At 69.4% G+C, this 15,856-nt stretch carries 14 protein-coding genes and 1 other RNA gene; 3 read left to right on the top strand and 12 right to left on the bottom strand.

Annotated elements, in window-relative coordinates:
* From HY049_13075 to dnaB, 9 genes are all read right to left on the bottom strand, one after another.
* The coding region (locus HY049_13075; protein MBI3449835.1) for a hypothetical protein at positions 1-1,275 on the bottom strand (1,275 nt) is incomplete at its 3' end.
* Positions 1,272-2,327 carry a hypothetical protein gene (locus tag HY049_13070; protein MBI3449834.1) on the bottom strand — a complete coding sequence of 352 codons (1,056 nt, stop codon included), beginning with the start codon at positions 2,325-2,327 and terminating at the stop codon, positions 1,272-1,274. The genes HY049_13070 and HY049_13075, both read right to left, overlap by 4 nt.
* A gap of 111 nt (positions 2,328-2,438) precedes the next feature.
* On the bottom strand, positions 2,439-3,209 hold the full coding sequence (locus HY049_13065) for an IPTL-CTERM sorting domain-containing protein (protein ID MBI3449833.1): 771 nt from the start codon (positions 3,207-3,209) through the stop codon (positions 2,439-2,441).
* A gap of 182 nt (positions 3,210-3,391) precedes the next feature.
* On the bottom strand, positions 3,392-3,670 hold the full coding sequence (locus tag HY049_13060; protein ID MBI3449832.1) for a hypothetical protein: 279 nt from the start codon (positions 3,668-3,670) through the stop codon (positions 3,392-3,394).
* On the bottom strand, positions 3,633-4,313 hold the full coding sequence (locus tag HY049_13055) for a hypothetical protein (protein ID MBI3449831.1): 681 nt from the start codon (positions 4,311-4,313) through the stop codon (positions 3,633-3,635). Before HY049_13055 ends, HY049_13060 begins: the two co-directional genes overlap by 38 nt.
* Positions 4,314-4,324: 11 nt before the next feature.
* On the bottom strand, positions 4,325-5,302 hold the full coding sequence (locus HY049_13050; GenBank protein ID MBI3449830.1) for a tetratricopeptide repeat protein: 978 nt from the start codon (positions 5,300-5,302) through the stop codon (positions 4,325-4,327).
* Positions 5,299-6,363: a TRAM domain-containing protein gene (locus tag HY049_13045; protein ID MBI3449829.1), complete on the bottom strand. Its 1,065-nt coding sequence runs from the start codon at positions 6,361-6,363 to the stop codon at positions 5,299-5,301. The genes HY049_13050 and HY049_13045 overlap by 4 nt, the downstream gene beginning before the upstream one ends.
* A gap of 227 nt (positions 6,364-6,590) precedes the next feature.
* Positions 6,591-9,116, bottom strand: a complete 2,526-nt coding sequence (gene alr, locus HY049_13040) for an alanine racemase (protein ID MBI3449828.1) — start codon at positions 9,114-9,116, stop codon at positions 6,591-6,593.
* Between the two features lie 52 nt (positions 9,117-9,168).
* The gene (gene dnaB / locus HY049_13035; GenBank protein MBI3449827.1) at positions 9,169-10,518 is read right to left on the bottom strand and encodes a replicative DNA helicase; all 1,350 of its coding nucleotides are present in this window, start codon (positions 10,516-10,518) and stop codon (positions 9,169-9,171) included.
* Between the two features lie 129 nt (positions 10,519-10,647).
* On the opposite strand from dnaB, the gene rnpB reads away from it, so the two are divergent.
* From rnpB to HY049_13020, 3 genes are all read left to right on the top strand, one after another.
* An RNA gene (gene rnpB / locus HY049_13030) (RNase P RNA component class A) lies at positions 10,648-11,037 on the top strand.
* Between the two features lie 54 nt (positions 11,038-11,091).
* The gene (locus HY049_13025; GenBank protein ID MBI3449826.1) at positions 11,092-12,294 is read left to right on the top strand and encodes a M20 family metallopeptidase; all 1,203 of its coding nucleotides are present in this window, start codon (positions 11,092-11,094) and stop codon (positions 12,292-12,294) included.
* Entirely contained in the window at positions 12,291-13,199 is a 909-nt protein-coding gene (locus HY049_13020; GenBank protein MBI3449825.1) for an LD-carboxypeptidase, read from the top strand. The genes HY049_13025 and HY049_13020 overlap by 4 nt, the downstream gene beginning before the upstream one ends.
* Positions 13,200-13,208: 9 nt before the next feature.
* Here HY049_13020 and HY049_13015 read toward each other — a convergent pair whose 3' ends face one another.
* From HY049_13015 to HY049_13005, 3 genes are read right to left on the bottom strand one after another with little or no spacing between them, the layout of a single operon-like run.
* Complete coding sequence (locus tag HY049_13015) at positions 13,209-14,363, bottom strand: tetratricopeptide repeat protein (GenBank protein MBI3449824.1); 1,155 nt, start codon at positions 14,361-14,363, stop codon at positions 13,209-13,211.
* A complete protein-coding gene (locus tag HY049_13010) occupies positions 14,356-15,261 on the bottom strand; it encodes a zf-HC2 domain-containing protein (GenBank protein MBI3449823.1) in 906 nt (301 codons plus the stop codon). Before HY049_13010 ends, HY049_13015 begins: the two co-directional genes overlap by 8 nt.
* Positions 15,258-15,836, bottom strand: a complete 579-nt coding sequence (locus HY049_13005; GenBank protein MBI3449822.1) for an RNA polymerase sigma factor — start codon at positions 15,834-15,836, stop codon at positions 15,258-15,260. Before HY049_13005 ends, HY049_13010 begins: the two co-directional genes overlap by 4 nt.
* Positions 15,837-15,856: the final 20 nt, after the last annotated feature.

The raw sequence follows: 15,856 nt of genomic DNA, 5'->3' as shown, positions 1-15,856 counted from the left end.
GGCCCCGGCGTAGGCCCGGTGCGCTTCCGGGAAGATCGGGACGAGATCGAGCGACGTCCTCGCCGGGCTCGGCGCCTCGGCCGGCGAGATGCGGCGCCGGATCCAGTGATCGGTGAAGGCGGTGAAACGCTGATCGACGGGCTCGCTCCGCCTCATGTGGCACGCGGCGCAGTCGTCGCCGCGCGCCGCGCGCCCGGCCGGCGGGGCCGCGCAGGGCTTCGTCGCGTGGCAGGTGAGGCAGGCCTTCCTCACGGTGTCCTTCGCGCGCCCCGGCGAGTAGACGCTGACGTGCGGATCGTGACAGGTGAGGCAGTCGATCCCGCCGCCGCTCTCCCGGTAGCAACGGCTGAGGAGGAGCCGATCCCCCTGCCCCGCGATCGCGAAGCGGTCCTCCACGGGGGGATCGTACGTCATCGCGTCGACGAACTCCGTCAGCGCCGTTCCCGGCCGGAAATCGAGGAGGTCGGTGTTCGGCCGCTGCACCCTCTCGCTGGCGTCGGCATCGCCGAGATGGCACTGGAGGCAGACGTGGATCCGCTGCCCGCGCGGGAGCTTCGCCGGGTTGACGATCGTCGAGTCGATCTCCGGAGGCGTGGCGGGCGGGCTCTTCGTCCAGAGCGCGACGTGGCGCTCCCCGGGGCCGTGGCAGCGCTCGCAGTCGATGCCGTGCGGCGTCTCGCGATCGTCGAACCGATTGGACGTCCCCTCGATCGGCCGCATGCGCCCGTTGTGACAGAAGACGCACGAGAGGTCCGCCTCGCGCGTGAAGTAGCGGTTTCGGAGCTCGTACCCCGGGCAGAGATCCCACCCCGGCCTGTCGGGGTACCAGCAGATCGGCATCTGGTACAGGAAGCCGTTCTCACCCGTCAGGTAGGAGCGGCTGTGGTTCCCCGAGCCGAGGGTGTACCGGATGCTCTCCTCGGCCGTGGCGAAGGGGGCGCCGTCCGCGTCGAGGACGATCTGGCGCATGACGTAGCCCCCCGCGGGCGAGGCGGCCATCTCGTACGCGAGGCCGTCGCCGGGAAGTGTGAGACGGTTGTCCTTCGAGAAGTCCTCGACGGCCGTCTCGCGCGTGAGGGGATGGAAGGCCCGCCCCATGCCGGTCCGAGCCGACGTGCGGCCGATCTCGGCGTGACACCCCAGGCATGCGTCGCGGCCGACGTAGGCGGCGCCGGCGGAAGCGGGATTCCCGGCCGCGGGAGGCGCCGCATCCCTTGAGCACGCCGCCGCGCCGAGGCCGAGAAGCGCCGCGAGGATCGCAGAACCGACTCTCACGGGCCGGCCCCGCCGTGAAGGAACCACCGGCGAATCGTCGACTCGGCGGGCTTCCCCTGCGGGGTGAAGCTCACGTCGGCCGGTCCGCCGGCCCTCCCGTCCGGGAACCACTTCCACACGAAGAGGCCGCCGAACCACGGCCTGTCCCACATCGCGCGGAAGAGGGCGTCGAAGCCGAGGGACTGAACGGCAGGGTCCACGCGCTCGTCCGTGTGCCAGACCCACGGCTCGGCGAGCGCCCCCTTCTGGCTGCGATACCCGATCTCCGTGAAGATCACCGGCCGATCGGCGCGTGCGCTCAGCTTCCCGATCTCGTCGGCGCGCAGGGCCCACGCCGCGAAGACCTTCTCCCGGGTCGCCGACGGGTCCTCCGCGATCGGGTAATAGGCCTGGATGCCGATCCAGTCGAGAGCGTCCCAGAAGCGCACCGCCTCGGGCTCCTGGTGCCAGTTGGCGGCGTACGTCACCTTCCCAGGGTAGATCCTTCGGATCTCCGCGATGATCGCGCGCCACTCGGCCTCGCGGGCGGTCGCCGCCGAGAGCTCGGCGCCGATCGACAGCGCCTCGATCTTCTCGTCGCGCGCGAGCGCCGCGTAGTGGAGGATCATCGCGCGGTACTCGGCGAACCAGCTCTTCCAGTCCTCCTCGGTCTTCATCGCGATCGTGCCGCGCCAGGCCCTGTGATCCCGCAGCCAGATCTGAGGCGCGAGAAGGGTCTTGAGCCCCGCGGCTTTCCCCCGCCGCGTCGTCTCGATGAGCCCCTCGTCCGTCTCCCCCCAGAGCACGCGGTCGCTCGTGACGAGCCGGAGCCCCGGATGATCCGCGCTCTCCTGCCACGCGAAGGGCGTTTGGGAGATCCAGTCGGCCCCGAGATCGCGAATCGGCTTCCACGGATCCCCGGCGAGGCGGCCTCCCGCGACGAAACAGACGCCGCGGATTTTCTCGGCCCCGGCGGGGCGTCCTAGGGGGGCGAGGGCCCGATCGGGCTCGGCGCCGATCGACATCGCGAGGATCAGGATCGCTGGCGTCGCAGCGGCCCAACCAGGGTGCATCCCAACAGGATATCCCTTCGCCGTCAGGGGGTCACACGCGGCCGCGTCGCGGCTCCCGGGTCCGTGAGGCGCAACCTGACGTCCGGCGCCGAAGTGGCCCTCGCCGATGCTTCAGGGAAGCGCCGCGCGTCTGAAGAGGGTGATGCCGCCGGCGATGGCGATCGACGAGACGAGCGCGATGAGGCCCCATTGGGAGAGCGTTGGTATGGAGGCGGGGTTCGGGCCCAGGATTCCCTCGATCCAATCGCAATTGGGATCGCCGACGCACCCGCCGGGCGGGGGATCATTCGCCGCCAGCGCGGTCCCGCCCCCGGGATCCGCGGCGACACAGCCGTCGGTCACGTGATCGACGCGAAAGGTCGACTGAAGCGCATTGCCATCTTCCGCGACGCCGAAGCTGATGTCCTGGGCGGCGCAGCCGGGGACGAGCAACCTGAAGCTCTGAAATCCGTTCGTCGCGGGGATGTTCCCCGCCTTCCACTGCTTCCTGTTCCCCGTCGGGGTCACAATCACGACCGCCTGGGACTGCTTGTTGTTTGCGACGGCGAACTGAGCGTCGAACCGGATGAGCGTCATGTTCGATCCCTGCGGGCCGGCGGGGGTGAAATTGATCTGTTCGATCGAGCTTCCGTTCTTCTTCACCTGGGCGCCCGGGATGAGGACCGGATTGGCTGAAGGGCCGATCTCGGCGCTGTTTCCATTGACGACGATCACGATGGAGTCGGGTGGCGTGGCCTTCGCCCCGGCATCGACGTTCCAGCCCTGGACCTTCGGCGGGTTTTGCTCGAAGTCGCCGTTCGCGAGAGCGGCGCGGAGCGGGGCGACCTGGAGCGCCGGAATCGAAAACATCAGGACAATGCGGACGATCACGCGGTATCTCATGCGGGCCTCCTTAGCCTCGTCTTCAAGGCTCGAGTCGGGCACCGGGATCCGGGAGTCCGGTCCGGGGGACGAGAGGCCCCTTATACCGCCAACGGTTGCTACGCGCAAGGAATGAGTCCATCGACCGGGATGGCCGGCGGCGACTTGATTCCCGTTCGGATCGACGGCCGGCGGCGAAGCGTCTACTGGGAGCGAGTCGGCCTTAGGGTGAGTTTCCGCATCGCCTCGAACTGGGGGTTCGTCGGATCGAGCCCCGCCGCGTTGTCGATCTTTGCCGCCGCGCGCGCGGCGTCCCCCCGGTTCGCCGAGAGGCGCGCGAGAAGGAGGTGGGCCTCCGCGGTGTCGCGCGCCGCGATGGAGCGGGCGAGCGCCGCGGCCGAGCCGTCGAGGTTTCCCTCGGGACTGCAGTTCGAAACGGATCGATCAGGCGGGCGGCGTTGCTGCGCTCCTGAGAAGTGCAAGCCCTCCGGCGATGGCGATCGAGGAAACCAGTGCCAGGAGTCCCCACTGGGACAACGTCGGGATCGATGACGGGTCCGGCGTCCAGAGCCCCTGGATGACGACGCAGTTGGGGTCGCCGGCGCAGCCTCCTATTGGGGCGGGATCCAGACTAAGAAGGTTGCCCCCCCCGGGATCGTTGGCGACGCACACGTCAGTGACGTGATCCACGCGGAAGGCGGACCCTACCGCGTTGCCACTCTCCGAGACCGCGAACATGATGTCGAGATTCCCGCAAGCCGGGAACACGATCCTGAAATTCTGAAAACCGTTCGTCGCGGGGAGCGCCTTGAAGAAGATGTTCTTGGCCCCGTCTCTCATGGAAACGACCGCCGAGACTTGTTTGTTGTTCGCAGGAGTCAGATCGAGATCGAAGTTGATGACGGTCTTGTTCGCTCCCATGGGTCCGGCGGACACGAAATTGTTCTGGGCGATGAAGGTCGAGAACTTGAAGGGCGGCACGTTCACACCGATTCCGGCGGTGTGCCCGATCTCGGCGCTGTTCGCGTTCATTCCGACGACGGAGTCGGGTGGATTGGCGGTCGCGCCGCCCTTTTCGTTCCATGCCGCAAGCTTTGGCGGGTTCTGCTCGAAATCGCCATTCACGATTCCAGCCCTCAGTGGAGCGGCCGAGAGAGCGGCGATCGATAGCGTGAGGAATGCGCGAACCATCGCTCGGAATCGCATGCGAACCTCCTGCCCGTCGGCGACGCGCGCCGAAAGTGGCTGAGGGTGTGGGCCTCCGCGGTGTCGCGCGCCGCGATGGAACGGGCGAGGGCCGCGGTCGAACCGTCCAGGTTTCCCTGCGCGGCGAGGACGCGCGCGCGCAGCAGGTGGATGCGCCACCCGTCGGGGCTCGAGTCGGCGGGGATCGCCTCGAGGTTCGCCAGCGCGTCGGCGAGCTGGCCCTGCCCGATCTGCTCGAGGGCGAGGCTCCGGCGCACCGGCGCCGAGCGGCGATCCATCTCGAGGGCCTTCGAGAGCGCCGCGAGGCGCCGTTCGGGCTCGGCCTCCAGGAGCGCGCGCACCAGGGCCTCGTAGATCGGCAGCGGCGGATCGGCGAACGCGGCCAGAGCGGAGGGGGGGGTCGTCGCGGCGCGGTCGGCGTCGCCCGCCGCGGCCTCGGTGACGAGAGGATCGGTGAGGGCGAAGACCCCCGCCAGCGTTCCGGTCCGCGCCCCATCCCAGACCTCTCTCGCGCGCGCGGCGTCGAAGAGACGGCAGGCGACGGTCACGCCGCTCTTCGGATCGAAGCTGAAGGTCCCCGTGATGAAGCGATCGGCGCGCGCGGCCGTCACGATCTTGAGCGTGGTCGCGAGCGTGACGGCCTTCCCGTCGGGCACCCCGGCCGCCTCCAACGAGTCGAGCCTCTCCGATCGCGTGAGGGCGTGCAGGCCCAGGAGCTCGAGCCGGTCGGCGACGCCCAGGGCGAGCGCTTCCCCGATCCAGTTGAGGCTCCTCTCGGCGGAGACGTTCTCGAACGGGAGGACGAGGTAACGGTGAGGGGCCGCGGCGAGGGAGGGGTGGGGGAGCGCAAGAGCGACCGCGAGCGCCGCCGCGCGGCGGACCGCCTTCCGCGGGGCGCGGAAGATCACTCCGCCGACTTCTCGCGCTGGGGGCGGCGCACGACGGAGCGATCGTTTTCGGCGACGCACCGGCCGAAGAACATCTTGCCCGCCGCGGTCTGGACCACGCTGGTCACGGTCACGTCCACCGTCTTCCCGACCTGTTTCGAGGCGGCGTTGACGACGACCATCGTGCCGTCGTCGAGGTACGCGACGCCCTGATCCTGCTCCTTCCCCTCCTTGACGATGAAGACCTTCATCGTCTCGCCGGGGAGGACGACGGGCTTGAGCGAGTTGGCGAGCTCGTTGATGTTGAGCACTTCGATTCCGGAGAGCTGCGCGACCTTGTTGAGGTTGAAGTCGTTCGTGATGATCTTCGCCCCGATCCGGCGCGCGAGCTCGATGAGCTTCTGGTCGACCTCCTTGACCTCGGGGAAATCGGTCTCGACGACGCTGACGTTGACGTTCGGGTTCTTCTTGATCCGCTGCAGGATGTCGAGCCCCTTGCGCCCCCGGTTGCGCTTGAGCGGGTCGGACGAATCGGCCACGGCCTGGAGCTCCCGCAGGACGAACTGCGGGACGACCAGGACGCCGTCGAGGAATCCGGTCTCGGCGACGTCCGCGATGCGGCCGTCGATGATGACGCTGGTGTCGAGGAGCTTGCTCGTCGTCGGCGCCGCCGGCTGCTCCGAGAGCATCTGACGGAGCTGCGAGAGCTGGAACGTCGCGGCCTTGTGGCCGAAGACCACCCCTCCGGCGTAGGCGCAGACGAGGAGGACGACCGGCCTCACGAGATCCAGCGACACGCCGCCGATCCGCATCCCGGGCCCGGTGCCGGCGAAGCGAAGCAGGAGAAAGCCGAGGCCGCTCCCCGCGACGACGCCGAGCAGTCCGCCCACGAGGACGATGAAGCGGGCGCGGCGGAGGCGCCACTCCACGAGAGCGGCGAGGGCGCCCGCCGCCAGCCCCGTCAGCGCGTTGACCGCGACGTTGGCCCAGCCGGGAAGCGCCGCGATGACGAACGGGGAGAGGATCGCGCACGCGACGCCGCACGCCAGGATCAGCGACGCGCGCATGAGCAGGACCGGCATCGGATTCTCCCACGGGCCGCCCGTTCTCGGGCCCGCCGTCGTCCGGAATCTAGTGGTGCCGCGCGCCCCCTTCAACGCCGGCGGCTTCCCTCGGCGGTGAAGGCGTCGCGCCCCGCGATCGCCTCACCTGCCTGAGGGGGCGGAGGATACCCGGATTGTTCGGGCTATTTCAAGCGAGTCCGCGGCCGGTGGAGCCCCTACCTATATATATGCGCTGAGCGCGACGGTCATTCCCCGAGATAGACCCTCTGCACCCTGGGGCCGAGGCGCGTGAGCAGCTCATACGGAGTCGTGCCCGCCGCCGCCGCGACCTGCTCCGGCCTGAGGAGCGATTTTCCCGCCCGCCCGTAGAAGACGGCGTCCGATCCCACGCGCGCTCCGGGGACGTCGGTCAGATCGAGGGCGACGGAGTCCATGGAGACGCGGCCGATGATGGGGGCGCGCGTGTCGTTCACGAGCGCGTGGCCTCGATTCGACAGCGCGAGCGGCAGAGCGTCATGGAAGCCCAGGGGGACGGTTCCGCGCAGCGTCGGTCGTTCCGCGCGGAACGTGCGCCCGTACCCGACCCACTCACCCGTCGGGATGACCCGCACGTCGGCGATGCGCGATCGCAGCGTGACCGCGAGCTCCAGGGGAAGCGCGTTCGCGACCGCGTCGCCGGGGTGGATTCCGTAAAGCCCGAGCCCGATGCGGACCATGTCGAACCGCGCGCCCGGGAAACGAATCGCCCCGGATGTCGCCGCCGCGTGGCGCACCACGCCGGGGCCGAATCGCGACTGCACGGCGGCGGCGCACTCGGTGAACGCGGCGATCTGCATCTCGGTGAAGGGATCGGAGCCCGGGTCCTCCGCGGCCGCGAAATGGGTGAGAACACCGGCGACCTGGACGCGGCTCTCCGCCGCGAGGAGCGCCATGACGCCGGGGAGCTCGGCCGGCGCGATCCCGAGGCGATGCAGGCCCGTGTCAATCTTGATGTGGACGCGGACGTCGCGCCCCGTGTCGCGGGCGCATTCCACCACGCTCCCCGCCATCTCCTTCGAGTAGACGGTGAGGTCGAGGCTGTCCCGGAGCGCCTTCTCGCATTCCTGCGATTGCGGGAGGTGCACGAGGATCGGGAGGTGGACCCCGCTCGCCCGGAGCGCGACCCCCTCGTCCACGAACGCCACGCCGAAAGAGTCGATGCCGGTGTCCTGCAGCCAGCCTGCGAGCCGCCTCACGTCGGTGCCGTAGGCCAGGGCCTTCACCATCGCCATGATCCGGACCCCGGGACCGCAGAACCTCCGGATCCTGGTGAGGTTCTCGTGGACCGCCCCGAGATCGACGATGAGCCGGGTGGGGCTGAGCACGTCGAGCGCCTCGGCGGCGCGGCGGTGGAATCGCTCCGAGCGCGCGGCCTTGAAGAGGACGGCGTCGCCGGGCTTCAGCTCGCGCTGCAGGAACGCGTGCAGCTCGACGTCCTCGATGGTGTCCACTCGAGCCGAGGGGGCGAGCCGGGTGAATTCGGAGGCCGTCAAGGGGAGCCCGGGGTTGTCGCCGAGGCAGACGAGGCGATCGAATCCGAACTCGTGGGCCAGCCGGCCGACCAGCACGTGCTCGTTGGCCGAGGCCCCTCCGGAGCTCTCCATCCCTCCGAAGACGAAGACCTTTCGGCTGCCTCGCCGGGCGACCTCGGACGTTGTCTTCAGGGCCACCTGCACGGACAGCGGGTCGGCGCTGCAGCAGTCGTTCACGACGGTGACGCCCGCCTGCGTGTCCCAGATCTCGAGGCGGGTCGGAAGGGGAGTGTAGGCGCTGAGAACCCGCTCGATGACGTCGAGGCTCACCCCGAGCGCGTGGGCGACGGCGGCGGCGAGCATAAGATTGGAGACATGTTCCGGCGACCTCGCCGGGATGGCGATGTCGAGGCGCCGCCCGGAGCTGAAGGAGGCCTCGACGCGGGCCGAGGCGGCCGTGTCGTGCTCCGAGTAGGCCAGCCATGGATGGTCGCCCGCGCCCCGCGACGTGACCCGCAGCGTCGGCAGCCCCGGGAGGCGCCTCTCGAAGATCGGGTCGAGATCGCCGGCGGCGATCCACCCGGGGTGCCGGATCCCCTCGAAGAGCGCCAGCTTCTCGAGGAGCAGGTGCGTCTCGTCGCTGAAGTTCGCGAGATGGGCTCGCCCGATGTTGGTCAGGACCCCGTGCGTCGGGCGGAGCATCCGCGCCAGGACGCGCATCTCTCCGGGGGCCGAGACGCCCGCCTCGAACACGTGCACGGCGGCGTCCAATGGGGCGCGGAGGATCGCGAGGGGAACCCCGATCTGGCTGTTGTAGCTCCCCGGGCTCGCGTACACCCGCATCACGGTCGCGAGCATCGTCGCGAGCGTGTCCTTCACCTCCGTCTTTCCATTGCTGCCTGTGATGGCCACGATGGTTCCGGACAACCGGTCCCGGTAGTCGGCGGCCACGCGCTGGAGGGCGGCGAGCGGGGAGTCGACGGTGACGAGCGGAATGGGGAATGGCGCGGGGAGACCGTGATCCCGGCTCACGAGCGCCGCGGCCGCGCCGTTCCGCGCCGCGTCGGCCGCGAACGCGTGACCGTCGGTGCGCGCTCCCTTGAGGGCCACGAAGAGGCTCCCCGGCATCGCGTGACGGGAGTCGATCGTCACGGAGTCCACGGCGACGTCCTCGCCGGAGCGGGCGGGGAGGTCGCCCGAGACGAGGTCCGCCAGCGCGCGCAGCGTCGTCTGAAAGCCGGCTCTCCGGTTCGTCGTCATGATGCAGCGCTTCCAGCGGGTCAGGTCCGGGTCGTGGATCCGGAATCGCAGCTCAGCCGGGACCGAACGAGTCGACGGGGTTCTCGAACTTCGTGTAGTCGCGGATGAAGACGAGATCGACGGATCCCGTCGGACCGTTGCGCTGCTTGGCGATGATCGCCTCGGCCCGTCCGACCAGATCGGGATCGTTCTGCTTGTAGTACTCCTCGCGGAACAGGAGGACCACGACGTCCGCGTCCTGCTCGATGGCCCCCGACTCGCGGAGGTCCGAGAGCTGCGGGCGGTGGCTGCCCGTGCGCTGCTCGGGGGCGCGCGAGAGCTGCGAGACGGCGATGACGGGGACGGCGAGCTCCTTCGCCAGCGCCTTGAGGGATCGCGAGATCTCGGAGATCTCCTGGTTGCGGTTCTCGACGCGATCGCGACCCCGCATGAGCTGGAGGTAATCGACGACGAGGAGATCGAGCCCCTTCTCGGCCTTCAGGCGCCGCGCCTTGGCGCGCATCTCGAAGACGCTCATGCCGGCGGTGTCGTCGATGTAGATGGGAGCCTCGGTGAGGTCCGCGAAGGCCGGCGTGAGCCTCTCCCATTCCTCCGCTCCGAGGCGGCCTGTGCGGAGCTGATGGGCGTCGACGCGCGCCTGGCCGCAGAGCATGCGGAGGAAGAGCTGCTCGCGGGACATCTCCAGCGAGAAGATGCCGACGTGCTTGCCGAGGCGGGTTCCCGCGTGCTGGGCGATGTTCACCGCGAACGCGGTCTTTCCCATCGAGGGGCGGCCGGCGACGATGACCAGGTCGGTTTGCTGGAGCCCGGAGGTCATCTCGTCGATCTTGTCGAACCCGGTCGCGACGCCGGTGATCAGCTCCTGGTGCTGCTGCACGCGATCGATGTACTCGAGGGTCGGCTTCGCGACCTCGCGGACGTGCACGAACGACGACCGCATCTGGGTCTCGGCGAGGGCGAAGATCTCCTTCTCGGCCTCGTCGAGGAGGGACGTCGCCTCGTCCTGCGCCTCGAAGCACCGGTTCAGGATCCGGTTGGCGCTGCCGATGAGGTTTCGGAGGATCGACTTTTCCTTGACGATGCGCGCGTAGTGCTCGACGTTCGCGGAGCGGGGGACGCCGTCGAGGAGCGACGAGATGTACGGGGCTCCGCCGACCGACTCGAGCCCCCCCTCCCGGGAGAGCTCGTCCTTCAGCGTGATGAGGTCGATCGCGTTGCGCCGGCCGCCGAGCTGCGCCATCACGCGAAAGATCTTCCGGTGCCCCTCGCGGTAGAAATCGTCCTCGACGAGGATCTCCTGCGCCTGGTCGAGCGCGCGATTCTCGATGAGGATCGCCCCCAGGACCGAGCGCTCGGCGTCCAGGTTGTGCGGAAGCGTCCGTTCGAGAGTGATGTCGGCCATGGCAGGGTTGCGGAGTTCCGTGGGTGCGTCGGGTGCGGCGATCCGGGGCCGCGGGGGCAAAAATATAGCACAGCGTCCGGCGCTTCCGATTGATAAGGCGGGCCCGGGGCTGTAGCTTCAGATCCGGCCGGAGGAGAAGAGACGGTCGCCGCGGAGGCAACTCCGGGGAGGAAAGTCCGAACTCCGCAGGGCAGCGTGCTGGGTAACGCCCAGTCGGCGCAAGCCGAAGGAAAGTGCCACAGAAAACACACCGCCCAAGCGTCGCGGCGCCGCAAGGGGCCGTGGCGACGGCAAGGGTGAAAAGGTGCGGTAAGAGCGCACCGCACCTCCGGTGACGGAGGTGGCCAGGTAAACCCCACGCGGAGCAAGAGCAAATAGGGGAGATGCCAAGGGGTGGCCCGCCCTGACGCTCCCGGGTAGCTCGCACGATCCGGCGGGTAACCGCCGGGCTAGAGGAATGACCGTCGCCCGGGGCCCAGCGCCCCGGGAACAGAATTCGGCTTATTTTCTCCTCCGGCCGGCTCGATTTCGGAAAGGAAGCGGCAGGGCTCTCCCCGCCGCGACGAGAGGTGCATGAAGAATGAGATCCTGCGCGCCGCCGACGCGCTGCGCGACGAGATCCTCGAGATCAGCCGGGACCTGCACGCCCACCCGGAGCTGAGCCTCGAGGAGGAGCGCTCCGCCCGGATCCTGGCGGGGAAGCTCCGCGAGGCCGGCTTCTCGGTTTCAACCGGCGTCGCAGGGTTGAAGACCGCGTTCGTCGCGCGGCTCGACGGACGAGCGTCGGTGCCGACGGTCGCGATCCTCGCCGAGTACGACGCCCTCCCCGGCATCGGCCACGGGTGCGGCCACAACCTGATCGCCGCCGCGGGGGTCGGCGCGGGGCTGGTCCTCGCGCGCGCGGCGGGCGCGGGCGGAGGCGCGACATCCCCGGGGCTTCCCGGCGCACTGATGGTGATGGGGACTCCCGCCGAGGAGACGATCGGCGGAAAGGTCGTCATGGTGCGCGAGGGGCTCTTCAAGGGGGTGGACGCGGCCATGATGATCCACGGTGGGGCGGAGTGGCGCGCTTTCAGCGACTCGCTGGCCTGCGCCTCGATCGAGGTGACCTATCTGGGGCGCGCGTCGCACGCGGTCGCCTGGCCCGAGAAGGGGATCAACGCGCTCGACGCGCTCATCCAGCTCTTCGTCGCGATCGACATGCTGAGGAAGCGCCTCGGCCCCGAGGTGCGGGTTCCGGGCGTGATCCTCGAGGGGGGGGTGAGGCCGAACATCGTCCCGGCGCGCGCGGTCGGCGCCTTCTCGATCCGGGCGAAGTCCACTGGCCGGCGCGACGCGGTGCGCGCGGAGGTCGAGAGGGCCGCCCGCGGGATCGCGTCGGCCACCGGGTGCGGCCTCGAGATCCGCGAGACCGACGAGCCCTACGACGACATGGTCACGAACGGCGCGCTCGCCTCCCGTTTCCGGGATCACCTGGGGTCGATGGGGATCGTAACCGTCGACGGGCCACGCCCGAACAAGGGGTCGCTCGACATGGGCAACGTGAGCCGCGCCGTGCCCTCGATCCATCCGTTCATGCTCGTCGCGCCGGAGGCGACGCCGATTCACACGGCCGAGTTCGCCGCGGCCACCCGCACCGCCGCGGCCGAGGAAAACCTGATGATCGCGGTGAAAGCGCTCGCCCTGACGGCGTACGACACCCTGGCGGACGGAGCGCTCCTCGAAGCCGCCCGGCGTGAGTTCGCCGCCATCGCCGGAGCGAAGGCCGGGTCGTGAGCGCCGCGCGGCTTGCTCCCGGGGGACCCATCGCGGTCGTCGCGACCGCGGGGCCCGTGACGCCGGCGCTCCTCGAGTCCGGGCTCTCTGTCCTCCGCGGCTGGGGGCACGCCGCCGCCGCCGGACCGTCCATCCGGAGGCGACGCGGATTCCTCGCCGGCCCGGACGAGTGCCGCTCGGCCGATCTGGACGCCGCGATTCACCGGAGGGATCGCCCCGCGATCTTCTTCGCGAGTGGAGGCTGGGGGACGGCGCGCCTCCTCGACGCGATCGATCTCCGCGCGCTGCGGGCGCGTCCGCGCGTGCTCCTGGGATACAGCGATCTCACGTCGCTCTTCATGGCTCTTCAGACGGCGAAGCGCCCGTACCCCTATCGTTACGGCCCGAGCGTCTCGGAGCTCGGGGATCCCGGGGCGTTTCACGCGCCGTCCCTGCGCGAGGCCCTCTATCTCCCGGAGCCATCCATCGCGCACTCCCTCCGCGGGGTCCGGACTCTCAGGCCCGGGCGAGCCGCGGGGAGGCTCATCGGCGGGTGCCTCACGCTGCTGAATCACCTGCTGGGGACCGCGCACGATTCCTCGTGGGACGGGTGCATCCTCTTCTGGGAGGATCTCAATGAGCCACCCTACCGGATCGATCGAATGCTGCAGCAGCTCCGGCTTGCGGGGAAGCTGGCGCGCCTCGCGGGAATGGTGGTGGGCACGCTCCGGGGGTGCAAGGCGGTCCCCCCCACGGCGGGGTGGCCCATGTCGAAGATCATCCTCGAGGCGACCGCCGGGACACGGTACCCGATCGTCACGGGCTTCCCCACGGGGCACATCCCGCGGAAGCGGACCCTGCTGATGGGGGTCCCGGCCGAGCTCGACACGCAGCGCTCCCGGCTCTTGATTCGGTCGGGAGGCTGACGCAGCTCTCTACTTCGGCGGGTTGCTCAGGTCGAGCTGGATGACGCCGAGCGACTGGCTCAGATAGTGAAGCGAGTCCGACGAGAGGCCTCGCGCGCTCGGGCCGGCCTCGGGGCCGGTGACGTCGGCGATCTGGATGTGCTTGATGCCGCCGGCGCCTTCGGTGTAGATCTGGACGTTCTCCGCGTTGAAGCCCGCGGCGCGACGCAGCACGACGATGCGGACCGTCTCCGCGCCGTTCGTGTAGTAGTGGACCTCGCCGTCGATGACGCGGACGATCGTCGCGGTCCGAGCTCCCGCCGACCGGAACCCTTCCGCCTCGCGTGACGGGCCCTGGGTCACGATGGATCTCTCGGCCTCGAGGATGCGGTCGCGCATCTCGCGGCGCACCGTGTCGTTGAACCGCTTCTCACCCCGGCCGCCGGCCAGGTCGATGGCCTCGGAAAGCGTGAGCTTGAGCGCCTGGCCCCCGTCGCGGACGAGCACGTGGACGTTTCCTTCCGAGAATCCGGCGGCGATGGCGTCGAAGGTGACCTTGACGAGATCCTTCCCGAAGAACCGATCGAGAAGGACGACCGCCCCCTCCTGGCCGCGTCCGGACGCCTCGACGCGCCCGAGGAGATCCGCCGCCTTCTGCGGATCCTGGTGGAGCAGCGTATCGATCGCGAGCAGGCTGACCTGCGCGCTGCGATCGCGGGTGCTCTCCTCGAGGAAGCGCCGGTATTCCGTGGCGTCGCCCGCGCGGGCCGTCCTCGTCCCGTCCTCGTTGCCGTGCTCCTTCAGGGCGGCCTCGGCGCAGCGCACCATCAGCGCGCGCGCGTCCTCGTTCCATGGGCTCTCCGGGTACTTCCGCGTGAGAGTGCGAAGCGTCTCGTAGCCCATCGCGGGGCGCCCCTCCTCCAGGAGGGAGAAGGCGGTCCAGTAGAGCGAGTCGTCAAGGTAGGGGCTCTCGGGGAATCGACGCGCGAGATTCTCGAAGACCGTGCGTGCCTTCGTCCACGACTCCTCGAAGATGAGGGATCGTCCCTGGTTGTACAGCTCCTGATCCGGGCCACCGGGGTCCGCGATGAGAGCCATCGCGAAGAGAGGGAGGGCCGATCCGAAGAGCAGCGCGAGAGCGGTTCCGCCGATCCTGAGATGCATCGTCGGGCGTGCGTCAGACATTGGAGTGTCCCTTCGAGTCACGACCGTTCGTGGTGTCGAGCAGATCGAGGGTGCCGATGAGCCCGGTCAGGTTGAGAGTCATGCGCACGTCGGCGATGACCTGCTTCTGGTTCGCCTGATCGACGCGAGAGATCGTCGTGAGAACCGTGGCGATCTGGTCGAGCAGGTCCGCGAGCTTCCGGCTCTGGACCCGCCGCGCGACCTCCTGGTACCGCGTCACCTCGTCGAGGAGATCGCGGCTCGACTGCCGGAAGAACGTCGGATCGGTGTCCGCGCCGAGGTTCGAGAACTCCATCAGGACCATGCGCGTGCGACGGAGGAAATTATGTGTGTCGCGGGAGAAGTCGTCCAGGTTGTCGAAGTAGTTGCCGACCGACGCGCCGGAGATCGACGTCAGCCCGGCGGCCTCGCGCGACGCATCGCCCCCCGGGGAGACGCGCCCGGCCGAGATCTCGACCCCTCGCCACAGGCCGACCGAGAACGCGAGAGAGGCGACGATCGCGACCGAGGCCGCCCATGCCAGCCAGAAGCGGGCCCGGTGACGCCCCGGCGCGGGCGCGTCGTCGGCCTCGAACGCGCCGGAGGCGAGGAGGCGGCGCCGGAGCTGCGTCCACTCGTCCTCCCAGGTGGATCCGTCGAGGGCGGAGCCGCGCATCGCCCCGTCGGCGGCGCTCCACCCGGCATGGGCGCCGGCCGGTGGAGACGATTCCGCCACCAGGAAGAGCGTCTCACGAAGGGAGTCCACCTCCTCGCGGCACTCCGTGCACGACGCCAGGTGCGCGGCGAACGCCTCGGCCGCGCCGGGGCCCATCTCATCGAAGATGTAGCTGACGATGTCGTCGCGCCGCTCCGGGCAGTAGGCGCCCGGCTCCTCGTAGAAATCCAGAATGTCGCTCATGAGCCCCTGATGTCCGGCGCGCCGGCGAGCGCTTTTCGAAGCGTCACCACCGCGCGATGGAGAAACGACTTGACCGTTCCCTCGCTGATGTTCATCGCCTGGCTGATTTCCTTGATCTTCATGTCGTTGTAGAACTTCATCACGAAAGCCATCCTCTCCCTCCGGGGGAGCGTGGCCACGAGGCCCTGGATGCGCTCGGCCATCTCGCGCCGGCGCAGCTCCTCCTCGGGCCCCCTCGGGGCGACGGGCGGCATGTTCGCCCGAACCATCTCCTCACGCTGGTCCAGAAGGGTCGTGGCCGTCCTCCTGTCGCGCCTGAAGTTCAGGCAGAGGTTCATCGCGATGCGCGTGAGCCATGTCGCCAGCGTCGAGTCGCCACGGAACTGCCCGACGGCCCTGAAAGCCCTGACGAAGGTTTCCTGGACGATGTCCCGGGCGTCCTCCGCGTTTCCCGTGTAGTGGAGACAGACCCGGTAGACCCTCGGACGGTACTCCTCGAAGAGAATCCGAACCGCGTCGACGTCCCCTGTCTGGAGCCGGCGGAAAAGCTCCATCTCCTCGGGCGGCATGGCCACGGACTTAGACTCCGCACCGG

It is taken from the genome of Acidobacteriota bacterium, from assembly GCA_016195325.1.
In the GTDB taxonomy this organism is placed as follows: domain Bacteria; phylum Acidobacteriota; class Polarisedimenticolia; order JACPZX01; family JACPZX01; genus JACPZX01.
This window is presented reverse-complemented; position numbering and strand designations above follow the sequence as displayed.